16 protein-coding genes and 1 tRNA gene are annotated in these 18,007 nt (G+C 71.7%); 2 read left to right on the forward strand and 15 right to left on the reverse strand.

The annotated features are described in order from the left end of the window. Nucleotides 1-12 precede the first annotated feature (12 nt). The 12 genes from hisIE to hisS form a co-directional block, all read right to left on the reverse strand. Complete coding sequence (gene hisIE / locus ACQYVW_RS01855) at nucleotides 13-636, reverse strand: bifunctional phosphoribosyl-AMP cyclohydrolase/phosphoribosyl-ATP diphosphatase HisIE (RefSeq protein WP_434933412.1); 624 nt, start codon at nucleotides 634-636, stop codon at nucleotides 13-15. Continuing rightward, a complete protein-coding gene (gene hisF, locus ACQYVW_RS01860; RefSeq protein WP_434945870.1) occupies nucleotides 629-1,402 on the reverse strand; it encodes an imidazole glycerol phosphate synthase subunit HisF in 774 nt (257 codons plus the stop codon). Before hisF ends, hisIE begins: the two co-directional genes overlap by 8 nt. Continuing rightward, nucleotides 1,402-2,160, reverse strand: a complete 759-nt coding sequence (gene hisA / locus ACQYVW_RS01865; RefSeq protein ID WP_434945871.1) for a 1-(5-phosphoribosyl)-5-[(5-phosphoribosylamino)methylideneamino]imidazole-4-carboxamide isomerase — start codon at nucleotides 2,158-2,160, stop codon at nucleotides 1,402-1,404. Before hisA ends, hisF begins: the two co-directional genes overlap by 1 nt. Then, a complete protein-coding gene (gene hisH, locus ACQYVW_RS01870; RefSeq protein WP_434945872.1) occupies nucleotides 2,157-2,756 on the reverse strand; it encodes an imidazole glycerol phosphate synthase subunit HisH in 600 nt (199 codons plus the stop codon). Before hisH ends, hisA begins: the two co-directional genes overlap by 4 nt. Before the next feature lie 16 nt (nucleotides 2,757-2,772). Further along, complete coding sequence (hisB, locus tag ACQYVW_RS01875; RefSeq protein ID WP_434945873.1) at nucleotides 2,773-3,849, reverse strand: bifunctional histidinol-phosphatase/imidazoleglycerol-phosphate dehydratase HisB; 1,077 nt, start codon at nucleotides 3,847-3,849, stop codon at nucleotides 2,773-2,775. Continuing rightward, nucleotides 3,849-4,979 (reverse strand): histidinol-phosphate transaminase, encoded by a 1,131-nt coding sequence (hisC, locus tag ACQYVW_RS01880; RefSeq protein WP_434945874.1) that lies wholly within the window; start codon nucleotides 4,977-4,979, stop codon nucleotides 3,849-3,851. Before hisC ends, hisB begins: the two co-directional genes overlap by 1 nt. Further along, nucleotides 4,976-6,295, reverse strand: a complete 1,320-nt coding sequence (gene hisD, locus ACQYVW_RS01885) for a histidinol dehydrogenase (RefSeq protein ID WP_434945875.1) — start codon at nucleotides 6,293-6,295, stop codon at nucleotides 4,976-4,978. Before hisD ends, hisC begins: the two co-directional genes overlap by 4 nt. Beyond that, the gene (hisG, locus tag ACQYVW_RS01890; protein WP_434933419.1) at nucleotides 6,292-7,206 is read right to left on the reverse strand and encodes an ATP phosphoribosyltransferase; all 915 of its coding nucleotides are present in this window, start codon (nucleotides 7,204-7,206) and stop codon (nucleotides 6,292-6,294) included. Before hisG ends, hisD begins: the two co-directional genes overlap by 4 nt. An 11-nt stretch (nucleotides 7,207-7,217) precedes the next feature. Continuing rightward, complete coding sequence (locus tag ACQYVW_RS01895; RefSeq protein ID WP_434945876.1) at nucleotides 7,218-7,544, reverse strand: YerC/YecD family TrpR-related protein; 327 nt, start codon at nucleotides 7,542-7,544, stop codon at nucleotides 7,218-7,220. A 921-nt stretch (nucleotides 7,545-8,465) separates the two neighbouring features. Continuing rightward, nucleotides 8,466-8,834 carry a hypothetical protein gene (locus ACQYVW_RS01900; protein ID WP_434945877.1) on the reverse strand — a complete coding sequence of 123 codons (369 nt, stop codon included), beginning with the start codon at nucleotides 8,832-8,834 and terminating at the stop codon, nucleotides 8,466-8,468. Beyond that, nucleotides 8,831-10,720 (reverse strand): HAL/PAL/TAL family ammonia-lyase, encoded by a 1,890-nt coding sequence (locus ACQYVW_RS01905; RefSeq protein ID WP_434945878.1) that lies wholly within the window; start codon nucleotides 10,718-10,720, stop codon nucleotides 8,831-8,833. Before ACQYVW_RS01905 ends, ACQYVW_RS01900 begins: the two co-directional genes overlap by 4 nt. Before the next feature lie 233 nt (nucleotides 10,721-10,953). Further along, nucleotides 10,954-12,336: a histidine--tRNA ligase gene (gene hisS, locus ACQYVW_RS01910; RefSeq protein WP_434945879.1), complete on the reverse strand. Its 1,383-nt coding sequence runs from the start codon at nucleotides 12,334-12,336 to the stop codon at nucleotides 10,954-10,956. 250 nt (nucleotides 12,337-12,586) lie between these two features. Here hisS and ACQYVW_RS01915 point away from each other — a divergent pair, with 250 nt between their 5' ends. Beyond that, the gene (locus ACQYVW_RS01915) at nucleotides 12,587-13,249 is read left to right on the forward strand and encodes a Crp/Fnr family transcriptional regulator (protein ID WP_492012001.1); all 663 of its coding nucleotides are present in this window, start codon (nucleotides 12,587-12,589) and stop codon (nucleotides 13,247-13,249) included. Nucleotides 13,250-13,270: 21 nt separating this feature from the next. Here the strand turns inward: ACQYVW_RS01915 and cydC are convergent, their stop codons facing one another. The 3 genes from cydC to ACQYVW_RS01930 all read right to left on the reverse strand — a co-directional run bounded on the left by cydC (nucleotide 13,271) and on the right by ACQYVW_RS01930 (nucleotide 16,898). Then, a complete protein-coding gene (gene cydC / locus ACQYVW_RS01920; protein ID WP_434945881.1) occupies nucleotides 13,271-14,932 on the reverse strand; it encodes a thiol reductant ABC exporter subunit CydC in 1,662 nt (553 codons plus the stop codon). Beyond that, nucleotides 14,929-16,641, reverse strand: coding sequence for a thiol reductant ABC exporter subunit CydD (gene cydD, locus ACQYVW_RS01925; protein WP_434945882.1), 1,713 nt, complete (start codon nucleotides 16,639-16,641; stop codon nucleotides 14,929-14,931). The genes cydC and cydD overlap by 4 nt, the downstream gene beginning before the upstream one ends. A 180-nt stretch (nucleotides 16,642-16,821) precedes the next feature. Then, nucleotides 16,822-16,898 (reverse strand) — tRNA-Pro (locus ACQYVW_RS01930). A 420-nt stretch (nucleotides 16,899-17,318) separates the two neighbouring features. Between ACQYVW_RS01930 and ACQYVW_RS01935 the strand changes: the two genes are divergently transcribed. Next, a complete protein-coding gene (locus ACQYVW_RS01935; RefSeq protein WP_434933428.1) occupies nucleotides 17,319-17,915 on the forward strand; it encodes a DNA-3-methyladenine glycosylase in 597 nt (198 codons plus the stop codon). Nucleotides 17,916-18,007: the final 92 nt, after the last annotated feature.

An 18,007-nucleotide genomic window follows, 5' to 3' on the forward strand; every position in this document is an offset into this window, starting at 1 on the left:
TTGCCGGCGCCCTCAGCGCCGCCGCGTCGCCAGTTTCGCTTCCACGTCCTCCAGCCCCAGTCCGCGCGCGCGCAGCAGGACCAGCAGATGGAACAGCAGGTCGGCCGCCTCGCCCAGCAGCGCATCGTCGTCCTCGGCCACGGCTGCCAGCGCCGTCTCCACGCCCTCCTCGCCAACCTTCTGCGCGATGCGGCGCGTGCCGCCTTCGAACAGCCGGCTTGTGTAGCTGCCTTCGGGCATCTCGTCGCGGCGCCGTTCGACCAGGGCCGAGAGTTCGGCCAGCGCCGCGCCAGGCGCCGAGGGGAAGCAGCTCTCGCGCTGGAGGTGGCAGGTCGGTCCTTGCGGATGGGCCAGCACCAGCACCGTGTCGCGGTCGCAGTCCGCATCCAGCGACACCAGCTCCAGGTAGTGCCCGGAAGACTCGCCCTTGGTCCACAGCCGCTGCTTGCTGCGGCTGAAGAAGGTCACCCGTCGCGTCGCCAGCGTGGCTTCGAGCGCCGCGCGATCCATGTAGCCGAGCATCAGCACGCGCAGGGTCCGCGCGTCCTGGACGATCGCCGGCAGCAGGCCGTCGCCCTTGGCCCAGTCCAGGGCCGCCACGCCGTCCGGGACGGTCGCGTCCGTGGCCTCATCCATTGCGCACCTCCACGCCGTTGTCCTGCAGGTACCGCTTGAGTTCGGGAATGCGGATGCTGCCGCTGTGGAACACGCTTGCGGCCAGCGCGCCGTCGACGTCGGCCTCGGCGAAAGCCTGCCGGAAGTGCACGGGCTCGCCGGCACCCCCGGAAGCCACCAGCGGAACCTGGCACAGCGCCCGCGCCGCGCCCAGCTGCACCAGGTCGTAGCCCCGGCGCACGCCATCGCTGTCCATGCAGTTGAGCACGATCTCGCCCGCGCCCAGCCGCTGCGCTTCCACTACCCAGTCGAGGGTGCGGACCGCGGGTGCGCGCATCCGGTCCGGATCGCCGGTATGGGTGCGCACGCTCCACTCGCCGTCGGCCTCGCGGATCGAATCGATGCCGACCACCACGCACTGCACTCCAAACGCGGTCGCCAGCTCGGAGATCAGCGCGGGCCGCTCCAGCGCAGGCGAGTTGATCGAGATCTTGTCCGCGCCGGCGTGCAGCACCGCGCGCGCCGTCTCCACGTCGCGGATGCCGCCGGCCACGCAGAACGGGATGTCGATGTTCGAGGACACGCGCTCGACCCAGCCGCGGTCCACCGAACGCCCCTGCGGCGTGGCGCTGATGTCGTAGAACACCAGTTCGTCCGCGCCCTCGTCGCGATAGCGCAGCGCCAGCTCGACGATGTCGCCCATGTCGACATGGTCGCGGAAGCGCACGCCCTTCACCACGCGCCCGTCGCGCACGTCCAGACAGGGAATGATCCGCCGTGCCAGCATCAGCGCGGCGCTCCGGCGCCGGCCTCGGCCAGCGCCTGCGGCAGCTGCAGACGGCCCTCCAGCAACGAACGGCCCAGCACGATGCCGGCGCAGCCCTGGTCGCGGGCGGCGACCACGTCGGCAAGATCGCGCACGCCGCCGGAGGCCTGCAGCGCCAGTCCGGGCACCTCGTCGGCCAGCAGCCGGTACAGCGCCAGGTTGGGGCCGGTCATCATGCCGTCGCGGGTGATGTCGGTGCACAGCAGGTGCGCCAGCCCATGGCCGGCATAGCGCCGCGCCATCTCCTGCAGGGTGCCGGCCGCGGTTTCGGTCCAGCCGTGCACCGGCAGGCGCCAGGTGCCTTCGCGGTCCTGGCGGGTGTCGAGGGCGACGGTGATGCGCTCGGCCCCGAACTCGTCGAGCCAGCCGCAGACCATCTCCGCCTCGCGCACCGCCAGCGAGCCGACCACCACGCGCGCCGCGCCGGCATCGAGGATCCTCTGCACGTCGTCGCGCGAGCGCACGCCGCCGCCGGTCTGCACCTGCAGGCCGCTGCTATCGACGATATCGCGCACCAGCTCCAGCAGGGTGTAGCCGCCGGCGCGCGCGGCGTCCAGGTCGACCAGGTGCAGCCAGCGGGCGCCCTGCGCCGCGTAGGCCTGCGCCAACGCCAGCGGGTCGTCGCCGTAGCGCGTCTCCTGCGCGTAGTCGCCCTGGGCAAGGCGGACGATCCGCCCGTGGCGCACGTCGATCGCCGGGTACAGGATGAAACTGCTCATGCCGGCTCCAGTGTCAGGAAGTTGTGCAGCAGGCGCGCACCGGCCGAGGCCGAGCGCTCCGGGTGGAATTGCGCGCCCATCACGTTGCCCCGACGGACCACGGCGGCGAACGGCTGCCCGTGATGGCTGCCGGCGATGCAATCGTCGGTCGTGCCGGCGGCGTAGCTGTGGACGAAGTAGGCGTACTCGCCCTCGCCGAATCCTGCCAGCAGCGGGTCGGGGCGATGCAGCTGCAGCCGGTTCCAGCCCATGTGCGGCACGCGCAGGCCCGGCCCGCCGGGAATGCGGCGCACGCGCCCCGGCAGCAGTCCGAGGCAGTCCGTGTCGTCTTCTTCCGAGTGTTCGAACAGCAACTGCATGCCCACGCAGACGCCCAGCAGCGGCTGGCGCAACCCGCGCAGCGTATCGACCAGCCCCAGGGCACGCAGACGCCCCATCACGGTGGCGGCGGTGGAGACGCCCGGCAGGATCACGCGATCGGCGCCACGGATCGCCTCCGCGTCCGCCGACAGCTCCGGCACTACGCCCAGGCGTTCCAGCGCGCAGCGCACCGAACCGAGGTTGGCGCCGCCTGCGTCGACGAGGACGAGCTTCATGCTTGCCTTCCGCGCATCACAGCACGCCCTTGGTGCTGGGCAGGTCGGCGCCCTCGCGCCGCACCGCCATGCGCAAGGCACGCGCGAAGGCCTTGAACAGGGCCTCGACCTTGTGGTGGTCGTTCTCGCCCTCGACCCTCAGGTTGAGATTGAGCGCGGCCGCATCGCAGACCGAGCGGAAGAAGTGCCCGACCAGTTCGGTCGGCATATCGCCCACGCGCTCGCGCCGGAACGTCGCATCGAACACCAGGTAGGGACGCCCGCCGAAATCCAGGGCCGCGCTGGCCAGCGTCTCGTCCATCGGCAGGGTGAAGCCGTATCGCGCGACGCCGCGCTTGTCGCCCAGGGCCTGCTTCAGCGCCTGGCCCAGCGCGATGCCGGTGTCCTCGATGGTGTGGTGTTCGTCGATGTGGAGGTCGCCCTCGGCGCGCACCTTCAGCGCGATGCCGCCATGCTTGCCGATCTGGTCGAGCATGTGGTCGAAGAACGGCAGGCCGGTGGCGACCTCGGCCTCGGCCGCGCGGTCGAGGTCGATCTCGACGCTGATGCGCGTCTCCTTCGTGTTGCGCTGCACGCGTGCGCGGCGCGGCGCGTCGGCCAGTTCGTGGGCGATGCCTGGCCAGTCCCACTCGCCACCGAACTGGGCGGTGCGCAGCTGGAAGCCGCGGATGCCGAGGTTGCGGGCGAACTGCAGGTCGGTCTCGCGGTCGCCGACCATCGCCGAGCGGTCCAGGTCGATGCCGCGATCGCGCAGGTAGTGTTGCACCAGGCCCAGGGCCGGCTTGCGCGTGGGCGCGTTGTCGGCCGGCCAGCTGCAGTCGACCAGCACCTCGCGGAACACGATCCCCTGGCTTTCGAACACCTGCAGCATCAGGTCGTTCGGCCCGTCGAAGGATGTGCGCGGATAGCCCTCGCTGCCCAGGCCGTCCTGGTTGCTGACGATCACGAACTCGAAGCCGGCATCGCGCAGCTTCAGCATCGCCGGAATCACGTCCTTGACGAAGCGCAGCTTGTGGTAGGCGTCGATCTGGAAATCCTCCGGCTCCTCGATGAGGGTGCCGTCGCGATCGACGAACAGGATCCTGGTGGCCATCAGCCGATCTCTCCAGCGGCGGTCGCTTGTGGTGTCCTCGCGGCTGTCGCGCCGGACAGCACGGACAGCACGCGGTCGTTCTGTTCGGGCGTACCCACGGTGATCCGCAGCGCGTCGCCCAGCGAGGGTGCTGCGCGCTGGTCGCGGACCACGATGCCGGCCGCGAGCAGCGCCGCGAACGCGCCGTCGGCGTCTTCGAAGCGCACCAGCAGGAAGTTGGCCTGCGAGGGGTAGACGCGGCGCACGCCCGCCATGCCGCTCAATCCCTGGCGCAGGCGCTCGCGCTCGTCGCGGACCTGCGCGATGCGCTGCCGCGTCTGGGCCAGTGCCACCGGCGACAGCGCCTCCACCCCGATCTTCGCCACCGGGCCCGGCACCGGGTACGGGGCCTGGCAGCGTCGCAGCACGGCTATCAGCGCAGGCGCGGCGATGGCCACGCCGATGCGCGCAGCCGCCAGCGCGTGGGCCTTGGACAGCGTGCGCAGCACCACCAGGTTGGGCAGCGCGTCGAGCAGGGTCGTGGCCGACGCCACGTCCGAGAACTCTCCATAGGCTTCGTCGACCACCACCAGGGCACGACCCGCGAGCCGTTGCGCGAGCGCGACGATGTCGTCCAGCGCAATCGCCGCGCCACCGGGATTGGACGGCGAACACAGGAACACCAGCTTCGCTCCGCGGGCCAGCGCCTCGCGCCCGATGGCCTCGAGATCCGGCACCAGGCCTTCGCGCTCATCGTCGCGCAGGGGCACCTCGACCAGCGGCGCGCCCTGCAGGCGCGCGCTCACCGCGTACATGCCGAACACCGGCGGCGTCACCAGCACGGCATCGCGGCCGGGCTGGCAGGTGGCACGGACCAACAGGTCGATGGCTTCGTCGCTGCCCCGCCCCACCACCAGTTGCTCGGCACGCACGCCGTAGAGCGCGGCCAGCGCATCGCGCAGCGCCGCCGGCTGCGGATCGGGATAGCGCCTGCAGCCTGCGTCCATGTCCGCGGCGTTCGCCCACGCCGACTCGTTGGCGTTGAGCCAGATCTCGCCCTGCAGCCTGGCGCTGCGCGCCGAACTGTAGCCGGCGAAATCGCGCAGGTCCTCGCGCACCAGCGACAGGGGATCGCCAGGATCGACGCTCATGCCGCCTCCCGCGTGGCCGCCAGGCGCAGGCGCACGGCGTTGGCATGCGCCTCCAGCCCCTCGGCTTCGGCCAGGGTCACTGCGCAGTCGCCGATGCCGGCGATGCCGGACGCGCTCGCCGACTGCACGCTGACGAAGTTCTGGAAGCTCGCCGCCGAGACGCCGCTGTAGGCATGCGCGGCGCCATTGGTGGGCAGCACGTGGTTGGTGCCGCTGCAGTAGTCGCCCAGGGCTTCCGGCGTGTGGTCGCCCAGGAATACCGAACCCGCAACCTGCACCCGATCCAGCCAGGCGCGCGGATCGCGCAGGGCGAGGATGAGGTGCTCGGGCGCGTAGAGGTTGCTGATGTCGAAGGCCTGCTCCAGCGTCTCCACCCGCAGCAGCCGCGATTGCGCCAATGCCTGGCGCGCGATCCCGGCACGCGGCAGCATCGCCAGCTGATCCGCGAGTTCGCGCTCGACGCGATCGAGCAGGTCGGCGCTGTCGCTCAGCAGCAGCACCTGCGAATCCGGCCCGTGCTCGGCCTGCGACAGCAGGTCGGCCGCGACGAAAGCAGGATCGGCGCCGGCGTCGGCGATCACCAGGACTTCCGAAGGCCCGGCCGGCATGTCGATCGCCGCCGCGCCAGCCTGGGCGAGTTGCTGCTTGGCTTCGGTGACGTAGCTGTTGCCGGGGCCGAACAGCTTGGCGCAGCGCGGCACGCTGCCCGTGCCCAGCGCCATGGCCGCGATCGCCTGGGCACCGCCGAGCTTGAACACGCGGTGCACGCCGGTCATCCGCGCGGCCACCAGCACCGCAGGATCGGCCGTGCCGTCGCGGCGCGGCGGCGTGCACAGCACCACTTCGCGGCAACCGGCCAGTCGCGCCGGCACGCCCAGCATCAACGCGGTGGACGGCAGCGGGGCGCTGCCGGCCGGCACGTACAGGCCGACCCGCGCGATCGCGCGCACCACGCGCTCGCAGACCACGCCGGGGGCGGTTTCCACCGCATAGCCCTGCACCATGCCGGCGCGGTGGAAGCGCTCGATGCGGGCGGCAGCCTCCTCCATCGCCGCCTTGAGCTGCAGCGGGACGGCGGCCTCGGCCGCTGCGAATTCGTCGGCGGACACTTCGATGGCGTCCAGGGCGACGCCATCGAAGCGCTGCGTGATCTCCAGCAGCGCGGCATCGCCGCGAGCGCGCACGTCCTCGACCAGGGCCGCGACCGCGTCGCGCGTCTGCGCAGCCACGGCCTGCACCGGACGTTGCAGCGCCTGCGTGCGCGCCGCTGCGTCCAGCCGCGTCCAGTCGAGGCGCTGGGCGAGCGCCGGGCTCATGCCAGCATCCTCTCGACCGGCAGCACCATCAGCCCGCGCGCACCGGCGCGCTTGAGATCCTCCAGCCGCTGCCAGGTCATGGCGCCGTGGCACAGCGCCTGCAGCGCCAGCGTGTCGGCACCGTCGACCTGCAGCAGCGTCGGCTGGTCGGCGTCGGGCAGCAGTTCGAGCAGCGCCGGCACCTCGCTGCGCTGTGCCTGGAACATCAGCAGCCGGCTGTCCTTCAGCCGCAGCACGCCGTCCAGGCGGCGCAGCAGTTGCTGCGCCAATTCACCGCGGATGTCGGCGAAAGGCTGCACCGGACCGGCCAGCACGGCCTCGCTGCGCATGATCGTCTGCACCGGCTTGAGCTGGTTGGCGGCCAGGGTGGCGCCGCTGGACACCAGGTCGCAGATCAGGTCCGCCTGTCCCAGGCGCGGCGCGATTTCCACCGACCCGGACAGCTCGACGATGCCGGCCTCCACTCCGTGCGAAGCCAGCCACTGCGCGAGCAGGCCCGGATAGCTGGTGGCGATGCGCCTGCCCTGCAGTTGCTGCGGGCCTTCCCAGTCCCAGGCATCGGGCACCGCGATGTCGAGCCGGCATCCGCCGAAGCCCAGCGGCAGGATCTCCCTGGACACCTGCGGCTTGCCGGACGCGGCGCGGACGGCGGCCTGTTCTTCCAGCACGTTGCGCCCGACGATGCCGTAATCGCAGACGCCGTCGGCCAGCAGGCCGGGAATGTCGTCGTCGCGCACCAGCAGCAGGTCGACCGGCGCGGTCTCGCCGTAGCAGAACAGCTTGTCGCGGCTCTCGCGCCAGGACAGGCCGCAGGACGCGAGCAGTGCCCGCGCCGGATCGCTGAGGCGACCGGATTTCTGGATGGCGATGCGCAGGCGATCGCGCGCCGCGGGGACGGCCGTGGGGCTCATCTTGGATTCCTTCAGTGGCCCGGCGCGAGCCGGGGGTACTGGCGACGGACGGCGGCGGCATATCCGCCCGCACCGTGTTCGAGCGTGCGCGCGACGCGGCCGATCGTGGTCACGCTGACCAGGGTGCGCTCGTGGATTTCCCGATAGGGCAGGCCTTCGAGCAGCAGGGGCACCACGCGCCAGCGGTCGGCCATGGCCTCGAGCTCGGCCGGGGTGCAGAGATCGCGCAGGAACGCGGCCGCCTCGTCGACACGCTCCAGCCCGGCCAGGGCCTTGGCCAGGGCGCGGAAGGAGGCGTCGGCATCGGAGTCCGACAGGGGTTCGAGGCGCTGCTTCATGGTCGGCATAATGTAATAGCGCGTTATTACATTAGTCAACCAGTTGCGAGAGAGTTCCAGGAACTTGTTCAGCGTCGTGCCCGGGCGGGGCGAACGACTGCGCGCGATTCCTCCTGAACACGAGCGGCGGTCCGACCCCGGGGCGCCGGAACGCAGCTTCGGGAATTTGCCGCAGGGAGAAATCCCTACCGCGGATGCAGGGGTTGGACAATCCTGGTTCTTCCGACTGGATCGGAGCTGTTTGGCGTAGGTGCTGGATACGGGCGTCGGACGGACGCCATGCCCTCCCGGCGGGGGATCGCTCCCCGCTCGGTCAGGGCATCCTGCCCTGACTCGCGCGCAAAACATCCATGTTTCGCTTTCCGCGATCCCCCGCCGGGAGGGCATGACTCATCGATCCTGATGCCCCGATGCTCCGGGGCGAGGTTGGCACGCGTTCGCCGAAGCTCCCCTGGAGCCACCCTTCCGACCGGAGGGACGCCCTCATGGCCGCGTGCCGCAGTGACCCGGGCAGGGACGGCGCAAGCGGCACACGGATGTGCCGCGGCCGCGAGTGCGGACACGGACGTCTGCCCGAGCGGTGCGCCCTCCCTGCCCGGGGCGCTGCGGCCCTTACCGAAGCCGGCCCCACCGAGGCCGGCCCGACCAAAGCCGGCCCCATGCAGACCGACCGCCCCAGGCGCAAACGAAGGCAACGTCTCACGCCGCACCGAAACCATCCGGGCCGCGCTCTTGGGGAGAACCCGTTCGACTGCGGGCGCCGCTTGCGCTGCCCAACCGCTCTATCCCCGGGATCCATCAACGCATCAGAAATGGCCGACACGCGCGTGCATGCCTGCCCGAACGCCGCGCCAGTCACCGGGGCAGCTGGCCTTGCAGGAGCACCGCTGCGCTGGCGCGACGCGGCACCGCGCCCGTCGCTCAGCCGTCTTCGACGAGGCCCCGCTTCTGCACCATCACCCAGCCCGTCACCACCCCGGCCAACGCGCCTGCCCATTCGAGGAAGGCGCGCGTGCCGACGTAGTCGGCATCGTGGATCCTGGCCAGCGCAATGCGCGCGTACAGCGGCGACTCCAGCGCGACCACGCCCAGGTAGAACAGGTGCCAGGTGTCGATGCCGGCCCCGATCGCCACGGCGGTGACGCAGGCCCAGCCGATCGCATGGGCCTCGCTCCAGCCGGCGCGCCGGGCCAGCCAGCGCCAGAACAGCAGGCTGGCGATCCCGATCGCGAACGCGATCAGGGCCGCGAGCAGTACACCGGTCCAGCCGAGGGGCAGCGGCAGGTTCATGCGGTCAGCCCGGCGGCGGCGAGCAGGCTGCCGTCGGCCACCAGTTGCACCGCGGCGGCGACCTCGCCATCGAGCGCGCGGTCGCGGTCGAGAAAGGCGATGCGGCGGCGGATCTCGGCATGCGCACGCGCAACCGCGGCGCCGGGATGGAAGGCTCCGGCCGCGGCGAGTTCGGCACGCAGCGCTTCCACCTCGGCCAGGAACCCGGCGTGGAGCGGCGAGTCGTCGTCCACGCCGCGGATCTTGCGGGCGAAGCCGGCGGCATCGCTGCGTCGCGCCAGGTCGCGCGCCGCATTGATCATGTCCAGGCGCAGGTCCAGCGCCTGCGCCGCGGTGTACAGCTCCAGCCCCAGCACTTTGCCCAGGTCGTCCACCATCGACAGCACGTGCCGCGCCTCGTTGGTGCCCATCGACACATGGTCCTCGGCGTTGGCGCTGGTCGGAATCGAGTACACGCTGGCCGGGTGCGCGCGCGTAGCCAGGTCGTTGACGATGGCCGCCGCGGTGTACTGCACGATCATGTAGCCCGACTCGGTGCCGTCCTCGTTGCCGATCAGGAAGGCCGGCAGGCCATCGCTGGTCGCCGGATCGACCAGTTTGTTGAGCCGGCGCTCGCTGATCGAGGCCAGCACCGGGATCGCCGCCTTGACCGCGCTCATCGCCAGCGCCAGCGGCATGCCGTGGAAATGGCCCGCCGAGATCACCTGCTGCTCGACGTGCTCGGCCTCCCGGTCGGGGAACACCAGCGGGTTGTCGGTGACGGCGTTGAGCTCGATGTCGAACACGCTGCGCGCGTGCGCCACCGCATCGCGCACCGCCCCGTGCACCTGCGGGATGCAGCGCAGCGAGTAGCTGTCCTGTGGCTGGTGCTTCTTGCCGCCGCGGAACGGCTTGAAGCGCAGGTAGAACTTCTCGCGGCCATGGCGCTGGTCGCTGGGCACCCAGTCCCAGCCGATGTCGAAGCCGAGGTCGCGTGCCTGGTCGGTATCCCAGCTCGTCGGCAGCCAGCTCTGGAACCTGGGCACCAGGTGGTAGGGAATATCGGCCAGGGTCGAACCGTCCAGCAGCTCGCGCAGGTGCGCCGCGGTGCGTACCTGGCCCGGGTGCGGACGCAAGGCATGCACCTCTTCGGCAAACGCTCCCAGGCGCCCCGCGAAGGCATCGATGGTCATGGCCGCGGCCAGGTCGGCCGTGTCCAGCAGGCGCTCGAGCCGATGCAGCGCCAGCGCGCCGGTCGCGAGCATCTGCGCGGTGCCGTTGTTGAGCGCCAGGCCTTCCTTGTACGACAGCGACACCGGCGCCAGGCCCGCGGCCTCCAGCGCCTGGCCGCCCGGCATGCGCTTGCCCGCGTAGAACGCCTCGCCGCCGCCGAGCAGCACGATCGCCAGGTGCGAGAGCGGCGCGAGATCACCGGATGCACCGACCGACCCCAGTGCCGGCACCACCGGGACGATGCCTGCATTGAGCAGGTCGGCCAGCGCCTGCAGGGTCTGCACGCGAATGCCCGAATGACCCTTGAGCAGGGTGTTGATGCGGATGCACAGCATCGCGCGCACCACGTCCGCGGCCAGCGGCTCGCCCACGCAGACCGCATGGGTGACGATCAGGTTGTGCTGCAGTTCTTCGTGCAGCGATCGGCCGGACTTCACCGCGCCAGGCAGTTCGTCGCGCAGCGGATGCGCACCGAGCAGCTTGTCGGCGTTGCTGCCGAAGCCGGTGGAGACGCCGTAGATCGGCTCCTCGCGGCGCACCTGCTCGGCCAGGAAGTCGGCGGCGCGGGCCACGTCGCGCAGCGCCGCGGGATCGAGCGCGACCTGCGCGCCATTGGCGACCACCACCAGCTGGTCGCGGGTGAGGGATTTACCGTCCAGGAGAACAGGTTTCATGGCGCGTCTGCCGTCGTCATCGGGGGCGTCCCGCGTGCCGGGACATCATGTCTGCCGTGGTGCACGGCGGAAAGCGGGCGGAACGAGGCCGCCCGGACTCCCTGCCGCAAGGCGCGCGGGCGGTGCCTGGCCCGGCCACCATGTTGGAACCGGCTTCGCCGGCTGCCCGACGCCATCCGGCGGACGCGGCGTCGCGAAGGCGCGCGCCCGACGGGTGCGACCGGCGTCGCGGCTCAGCCCGCGCCGTCGCGCAGCGCCCGCCACTGCTCGCGCTCCACCAGCAGGGTGCGCGCGAGATCGGCGTCCGCCACTTCGAACTGTTCGCCGCGGCGCAGGTCCTTCACCGAGACCACGCCCTTGGCCGCCTCGTCCTCGCCGCGGATCACCACGAAGCGGATCCCGGCGCGGTCTGCGTACTGCATCTGCTTGCCGAGCTTGCGCGGCTCGAGCTGGGTCTCGACGTTGAGCCCGGCCGCGCGCAACTGCTGCGACAGGCCCAGGGCATGGTCGAGGCCGGCGTCGTCGAACAGCGTCACCAGCACGTCCACGGAGCTGTCGGCGGTCCGGACCAGGCCGGCCTCGCGCAGCTGCCAGAACAGGCGCGTCAGGCCGATCGAGATGCCCACGCCCGGCAGCTTCGACTTCGTGTAGTGGCTGGCGAGGTTGTCGTAGCGCCCGCCGGAGCAGATCGAGCCGATGCCCGGGTGCGCGTCGAGCGTGGTCTCGTAGACGATGCCGGTGTAGTAATCCAGGCCGCGCGCGATCGAGAGGTTGATCGCATAGCGGGACTCCGGCACGCCCAGCGCCTTGAGCCGGTGCAGCACTTCGCGCAGTTCCTCGCGCCCCTCCTCGAACAGCGGCGTACCGCTGCCCAGGGCATCGAGCCTGGCCAGCGCATCGTCGTGGCCGGTCGAGCGTACGCGGGAGAACGCCATCAGCCGGTCGATCACCTCGGCCGACAGCCCGAAACCCTCGCCCGCCAGGGTCGCGCGCACCGCGTCTTCGCCGCGCTTGTCGAGCTTGTCGATCTCGCGCAGCACCGGCACCTGCGCCTCGGCGGCGATGCCCTGGCCCTCGAAGTAGCCGCGCAGCATCTTGCGGTGGTTGAACTGGATGGTGAAATCGCCGATGTCCAGCGCCTCGAACACCGCGCTGATCACCGCCGGCACCTCGGCGTCGTGGCGCGTCGACAACGCGTCCTTGCCGATCACGTCGATGTCGCACTGGTAGAACTCGCGGAAGCGCCCGCGCTGCGCACGCTCGCCGCGGTACACGCGCTGCATCTGGTAGCGGCGGAACGGGAACGCCAGCTCGTGCTCGTGCTCGGCCACGTAGCGCGCCAGCGGCACGGTGAGGTCGAAACGCAAGGCCAGTTCGGGTAGGCCGTCGGCGGCCTTCTCCAGCGCGCCGGTGGACTGGGCGAAATACACCTGGCGCTCGGTCTCGCCGCCGGACTTGGTCAGCAGCACTTCCGACAGCTCGAACACCGGAGTCTCGATCGGCAGGAAGCCGAAACCCTCGAAGATGCGCCGGATCGTGTCGAGCATGCGCTGGAACGCGATCTGGTCGCGCGGCAGCAGTTCCATGACGCCGGGCGGGGTTCTGGGCTTGATCATGCTGTCGCGAAGTGGCGGAGAAAGACGCCCATTCTACCCGGGCATGACCTCGAACCGGGCGCCGACGGCCTTCCTGCGGCCGCGCCGGCCGGCGTGCCACCGGGCTGGGACATTTTTTCCGGATGGGCGACCTCGCGCACCGGTATCATGTGCCCAGTCTGCGAACAGAAGCCGCATGTCCAGTCCCGCCGTTGCCCGCTGCCGTCACCAGACCCGTACCGTCGTCCCGATCGACTGCGCCCGCTGTGCGGTGCGCGACCTCGCGGTCTGCGCCTCGCTGCCCGCGCCCGAGATCGATTCGCTGGAGCGCTACGCCTCGTCGATGGAGCTGCAGGCCAACGCCGAACTCGCGCGCAGCGGCCAGCCCAGCCGGCATGCCTACAGCGTCACCGGCGGCATGCTGCGCCTGGTGCGCACCCTGTCCGACGCGCGCCGCCAGGTGGTCGGCTTCGCCACGCCCGGCACCTTCGTCGGACTGTCGGAGATGACGGTGCACCGGCACAGCATCGAAGCGGTGGTTCCGAGCCGCGTCTGCGTCTTCGACCTCGCGGTGCTGCGCGACCTGCGCAACCGCTTCCCCGAGTTCGAGCACACCCTGCTCGAGCGCGCCTGCCGCGAGCTCGACGATGCGCACGACTCGATGCTGCTGCTCGCGCGCCTGTCGCCGATGGAGCGTCTGGCCAGCTTCCTGCTGCGATTGCGCAGGCAGATGAAGATCCACGACGACGAAGCCACCATGGCCCTGCCGATGGGCCGTGGCGACATCGCCGACCATCTCGGCCTCACCGTCGAGACGGTGAGCCGCAGCTTCACCCGCCTGCGCGAACAGGGCGTGATCGCCCTGCCCGACCCCCAGCACGTGGAAATCCTCGACCACGCCGCGCTCGCCGAACTGGCTACCGTCCTGCAGTAGGCGGCAGCGCGGAGGCGTCGCTCAACCCGCCCTCGCCAGCGGATGCAGCCGCCCTTCGCTCAACAGCAGCTCGCGGTGGACTACGCCCGGGGGCAGTGGCGCGTGGCTGATCAGCAGCACGGACCTGTCGCCGCACAGCGCCGGCAAGGCGCCCATCACCGCGTCGGCAGTGTCCTGGTCGAGACCGTCGGTGGGCTCGTCCAGCACCAGCAGCGGTACCGGGCGCAGCAGGGCCCGCGCCAGCGCGATGCGGCGCGCCTGCCCCGCGGAGACGGTGGCGCCGTTCTCGCCGATCCAGGCCGCCAGTCCGCCTGCGGCGTCGGCCCAATCCTCCAGCCGCAGGGCGGCCAGCAGGCGATGCAGGTCCGCCTCGTCGGTCCCGCCACCGCCCATGCGCAGGTTCCGGGCCAGCGTCCCGGCGAAGACCGGTGCTTCCTGGGGCAGCCAGGCGAGGCGGGCATGCCAGTCGGCCTGCGCCACTTCGCGCAGGTCGACGCCGCCCCAGCGCACCGCGCCGGCCAGGGGATCGGCCAGGCGCAACGCCAGTGCGGCCAGGCTGCTCTTGCCGATGCCGCTGTCGCCGCGGATCGCGACGCGCTCGCCGGGTTCCAGCTGCAACTCGGCCCCGTCGAGGACGCGCCGCCCCCCGGGCCAGGCGAAGGCGACCGAGTCCAGCACCAGCGCCCCCCGGGCCGGCAGCACGCCGGGACGAACCGGATCGGCGACGGCGGGCGACTGGCCGGCCAGCGCGTCGATGCGGGACCCGGAAGCGCGCGCCGCCTGCAGCGACTGCCAGGCCAGCGCCATGCCCGGCAGCATCTCCGACAGCGCCAGGGCGGCGAAGGCCAGGCCAGCGGCACGATCCGCGCCCAGCCGGCCCTCGACCACCGCCGTACAGACCAGCCAGAGCAGGACGGACCACCCCACCGCCCCGGCCACGCCCTGCAGGGCACCGATATCGGCCAGACGCAGGCGCCGCCGGCGTTCCTCCAGCGCCAGCTCCGCAGCCTGGCCGGGAAGGCGCAGCAGCCAGCGCCCGGTGGCATCCACGGCGGCCAGGTCGGCCGCGCCGTCATGCAGCTCATGCAGGCTGGCGCGCAGGCAGGCACGCTGCCGGGCCAGCGCGGTGGCCGCGTGCCCACGCGCCGCGCCCCACCAGGCGATCATGGCGCTGGCCCCGCAGACCACCGCGATCCATGCGCCCGACGGCGGATCCAGCAGCAGGGCGAACGGCACCAGCGCCAGCGCGGCCAGAACCAGCGCCAGCAGCGGCCCGATCGCGCGCACCAGCAGGCCGTCCACCGCATCGATGTCGTCCAGCAGGCGCGCCAGCAGATCCCCCGTGCGCAGCCGCGACAGTTGCCCGGGCGACAGCGACAGCATTCGTCCGAACAGCCAGACGCGCAGGTCGCGCGCAATGCGCAGCGTTGTTTCGTGGCCGACCAGCTTCTCGCCGTAGCGGCTCAGGATCCGCGCCATGGTGAGCGCGCGGATGCCGGCCGAGGGCAGGAACAGGTTGAATCCGCCGAGTACGCCGAAGCTCAGCGCCGCGCCCGTCAGGAAGCCGGCGGATACGCCCAGCAGCCCGATGCCGGCGAGCAGGGTCGCCAGCAGCAGGGCCACGGTGGCCACGAGAGCCGCCCGGTGGCGGGACAGCACCTGTCCCGGGCCGGTCACGCTCATGCCGGCGCTCCGGCACGCGCGCTCCGCGGAGCAGGCCCGTCCAGGCGCAGCACCCGCCCGGCCCAGGCCATCACCGCCGGGCTGTGCGTCGCCACGACCACCATCCGGCCGCGGGCGAATGCCTCCAGGGCCGCCAGCAGCCCGGCCTCGGTGCCGGCGTCGAGGAAGGCGGTGGGCTCGTCGAGCAGCAGCAGGTCGGGATCGCGCAGCAGCGCCCGCGCAAGCGCCACCCGCCTCGCCTCCCCGCCCGAGAGGCCGATGCCGCGCTCGCCCACCCGTGTGAGCAGCCCCTGCGGCAGGCGACGCGCGAACGCCAGCACCTGGGCCGCCTCGGCCGCCTGCTCCAGGGCGGCATCGCCTGCCTCCGGGTCGCCGAGGCGGATGTTGTCCGCCAGGCTGCCCTGGAAGATCCACGGCCGCTGTCCTGCGAGCGCGATCCTCGCACCGGCAGGCAGCTCCAGCCTGCCGGCCTCCGCGGGCACCCAGCCCGCCAGTGCTTCGAGCAGGCTGCTCTTGCCCGAGCCGCTGCGCCCGGCAAGCGCGAGCCGTCCTCCCGGGGCCAGTGCGAACGACACCCCCTGCACCGCCGGCGCGGCGGCCCCGGGATACCGCAGTCGCAGTTGCTCCACCACGAGTCCGCCGTCGCGGCTCGCGGTGCCGGCGGGGGGCGGAGCCGGCTCGGCCCGGTCGCGCGGCAGCGCTTCGAACACATCTTCCACCAGCCCAGCCGCCGCCTGGGCGTTGGCGCGATCGTGGTAGTGCGCGGCCAGCCGCCGCAGCGGCGCGAAGTACTCCGGTGCCAGCAGCAGGCAGAACAGGCCGGTGAAAAGCAGGCCGGCCGGAAGCGCGGGGCCGAAGTCGACCAGGCCCAGGTAACGGAAGCCGAACCAGATCGCGACGATCGCCACGCTGACGGAAGCGAAAAACTCCAGCACCGCCGACGACAGGAAGGCGATGCGCAGCACCCGCATGCTCCGGTCGCGCACCTCATCCGCCGCGGCGGCGGCCTCCCGCAGTTCATCGCCCGCGCGGCCATGCACCCGGACCAGGTCCAGCCCGCGCAGCCGGTCCGCGAAATGCGCCGAAGCCCGTGCCAGCGCCTGCAACTGGCTGCGGCCCGCCGCTTCGGCGCCCCAGCCGACCAGCATCTGGAACAGCGGGATCATCGGCGCGGTGAGCAGCAGCAGCAGGCCCGCCACCCAGTCCGCGGCGGCCACCGCGACCAGCAGCGCCACGGGCACCCACATCACCTCGGCACGGGCGGGCAGGTAGCCGGCGTAGTAGCCGTCGAGCGCATCGACCTGCCCCATCGACAGCTCCACCAGCGCGCCCTTGCGGCGACCGCGCAGCCACAGCGCTCCCCGGGCGAGCGACTGTTCCGCCAGTCGCGTACGCAATCGCGCCTTGACCGACTCGGCCACGGTGGCCGCCGCAGCCTGCGCGTACCGGACCAGCGCGGCGCGCAACAGCATCGCCAGCAGCAGGACCAGGAAGGGGCCGGCCATCGCTTGCGGCGCACGTCCCTCGACGAACACCGCCTGGGCGATGGTCGCGATCGCCCAGGCCTGCGGCAGCAGCAACCAGCCCCCGGCCACCAAGGCCGCCAGCCCCCTGCGGTGCGTCGCGCGCACCGGCGCGAGTTGCGCATCCAGCCAGTCAGTGCGGCGTTTGCGTTCGCCGCGCGCGGGCGCGGCAAGGATTGCGGTCATCGCATCTCGCCATCGACGGAGCCCGCAGTATGGCGATCGCGGCATGGACGCGGCGCGATGCCCGTCCGGCTGGATGGGGGGCGCGCCGCAGACGCATGTCGCGCCGGCGCCCATTGCCCGGAACCCACGGCCCGGAAACAGGAAGGCCACCCGCGAGGGTGGCCCAACTGCTTGACCTGATGGTCGGGGAGACAGGATTCGAACCTGCGACCTCTACGTCCCGAACGTAGCGCTCTACCAGACTGAGCTACACCCCGACAGGTGAGCCGCCTATTCTAGTGATCCATGTACCGGGCAGGCAAGTGGGTCGTGCTCCGGCGCGTCGCAGCCGCTCCCGGCATGCCGCTGCCTCAGCCGCCGACTGGCCCGTCATCGTGGCATTGGTCGAGTCACGTCGAACGTCGCGACCTGCGCACCATCGGCCTCGATCACGCGTACGCGGCACGATCCCGCCGCGACCGGCCGCCGCGCGGCACCGGAGCGGGCGCCATCCGACGCGACTGCCGGGATGCGTGTCGACCCGGCAGGAATCCGGGCCACCCTTTCGGGCACGGCAACGACACCGCACGCGTTGACAATCGCTTGCGGGCCCTGCGGTCATCCTCTGGCGCACGACCGCAACCGACACGGAGCAGCATCTGGATACGGCAACCGCCACGCATGCGCAGTGGGTTCCGGTGCCACGCGCGTTCTACCGACGCCACCCTGCCCTCGTCGCGCCCGAACTGCTCAACAAGATCCTGGTGCGTGGCGACGGTCGCGCAGCGCGCATCGTCGAGGTCGAGGCCTATGCGGGCCATGAGGATCCGGCCGCGCATTCGTTCCGCGGCAAGACCGCGCGCAACGCCACCATGTTCGGCGAGCCGGGGCATCTGTACGTCTACTTCACCTATGGCATGCATTGGGGCAGCAACGCGGTATGCGGCGAGGTCGGCGAAGGCATGGGCGTGCTGCTGCGCGCGGCCGAACCGATCCGGGGCGTGGAGCAGATGCGCCTGCTGCGGCCTGCGGCGCGCCGCGACCGCGACCTCGCCAGCGGCCCAGGCAAGCTCTCCCAGGCCTTCGGCATCACAGGCGCGCTGGACGGCGCCGACCTGGTCACGGCCGATTCGGGGATCGGTATCGTCAGCGACGGTACCCCGCCGCCGCGCGAGCCTGCGGTCGGCCCGCGCATCGGCATCAGCCGCGCGGTGGAATTCCCCTGGCGATGGCATGTGGCGGGCAGCCTGCATGTGTCGGTGCGTGCGCCGGCCGGTCGGGCCCGCCAACGTTGACGGGCGCCGCGTGGCGCCTACGCGAACCTGTGCCAAGACGGCATCCGGCACGTCGCCGCATGCGGGTCTTTCCGTCGCGCGATTGACAGTTT

This window comes from Luteimonas campi (assembly GCF_051162505.1).
GTDB lineage: Bacteria > Pseudomonadota > Gammaproteobacteria > Xanthomonadales > Xanthomonadaceae > Luteimonas.

Excerpts from the sequence above, each read along its gene's own strand:
- hisIE (WP_434933412.1), bottom strand. The coding sequence starts at position 636 with ATGGATGAGGCCACGGACGCGACCGTCCCGGACGGCGTGGCGGCCCTG.
- hisF (WP_434945870.1), bottom strand. The coding sequence starts at position 1,402 with ATGCTGGCACGGCGGATCATTCCCTGTCTGGACGTGCGCGACGGGCGC.
- hisA (WP_434945871.1), bottom strand. The coding sequence starts at position 2,160 with ATGAGCAGTTTCATCCTGTACCCGGCGATCGACGTGCGCCACGGGCGG.
- hisH (WP_434945872.1), bottom strand. The coding sequence starts at position 2,756 with ATGAAGCTCGTCCTCGTCGACGCAGGCGGCGCCAACCTCGGTTCGGTG.
- hisB (WP_434945873.1), bottom strand. The coding sequence starts at position 3,849 with ATGGCCACCAGGATCCTGTTCGTCGATCGCGACGGCACCCTCATCGAG.
- hisC (WP_434945874.1), bottom strand. The coding sequence starts at position 4,979 with ATGAGCGTCGATCCTGGCGATCCCCTGTCGCTGGTGCGCGAGGACCTG.
- hisD (WP_434945875.1), bottom strand. The coding sequence starts at position 6,295 with ATGAGCCCGGCGCTCGCCCAGCGCCTCGACTGGACGCGGCTGGACGCA.
- hisG (WP_434933419.1), bottom strand. The coding sequence starts at position 7,206 with ATGAGCCCCACGGCCGTCCCCGCGGCGCGCGATCGCCTGCGCATCGCC.
- ACQYVW_RS01895 (WP_434945876.1), bottom strand. The coding sequence starts at position 7,544 with ATGAAGCAGCGCCTCGAACCCCTGTCGGACTCCGATGCCGACGCCTCC.
- ACQYVW_RS01900 (WP_434945877.1), bottom strand. The coding sequence starts at position 8,834 with ATGAACCTGCCGCTGCCCCTCGGCTGGACCGGTGTACTGCTCGCGGCC.
- ACQYVW_RS01905 (WP_434945878.1), bottom strand. The coding sequence starts at position 10,720 with ATGAAACCTGTTCTCCTGGACGGTAAATCCCTCACCCGCGACCAGCTG.
- hisS (WP_434945879.1), bottom strand. The coding sequence starts at position 12,336 with ATGATCAAGCCCAGAACCCCGCCCGGCGTCATGGAACTGCTGCCGCGC.
- cydC (WP_434945881.1), bottom strand. The coding sequence starts at position 14,932 with ATGAGCGTGACCGGCCCGGGACAGGTGCTGTCCCGCCACCGGGCGGCT.
- cydD (WP_434945882.1), bottom strand. The coding sequence starts at position 16,641 with ATGACCGCAATCCTTGCCGCGCCCGCGCGCGGCGAACGCAAACGCCGC.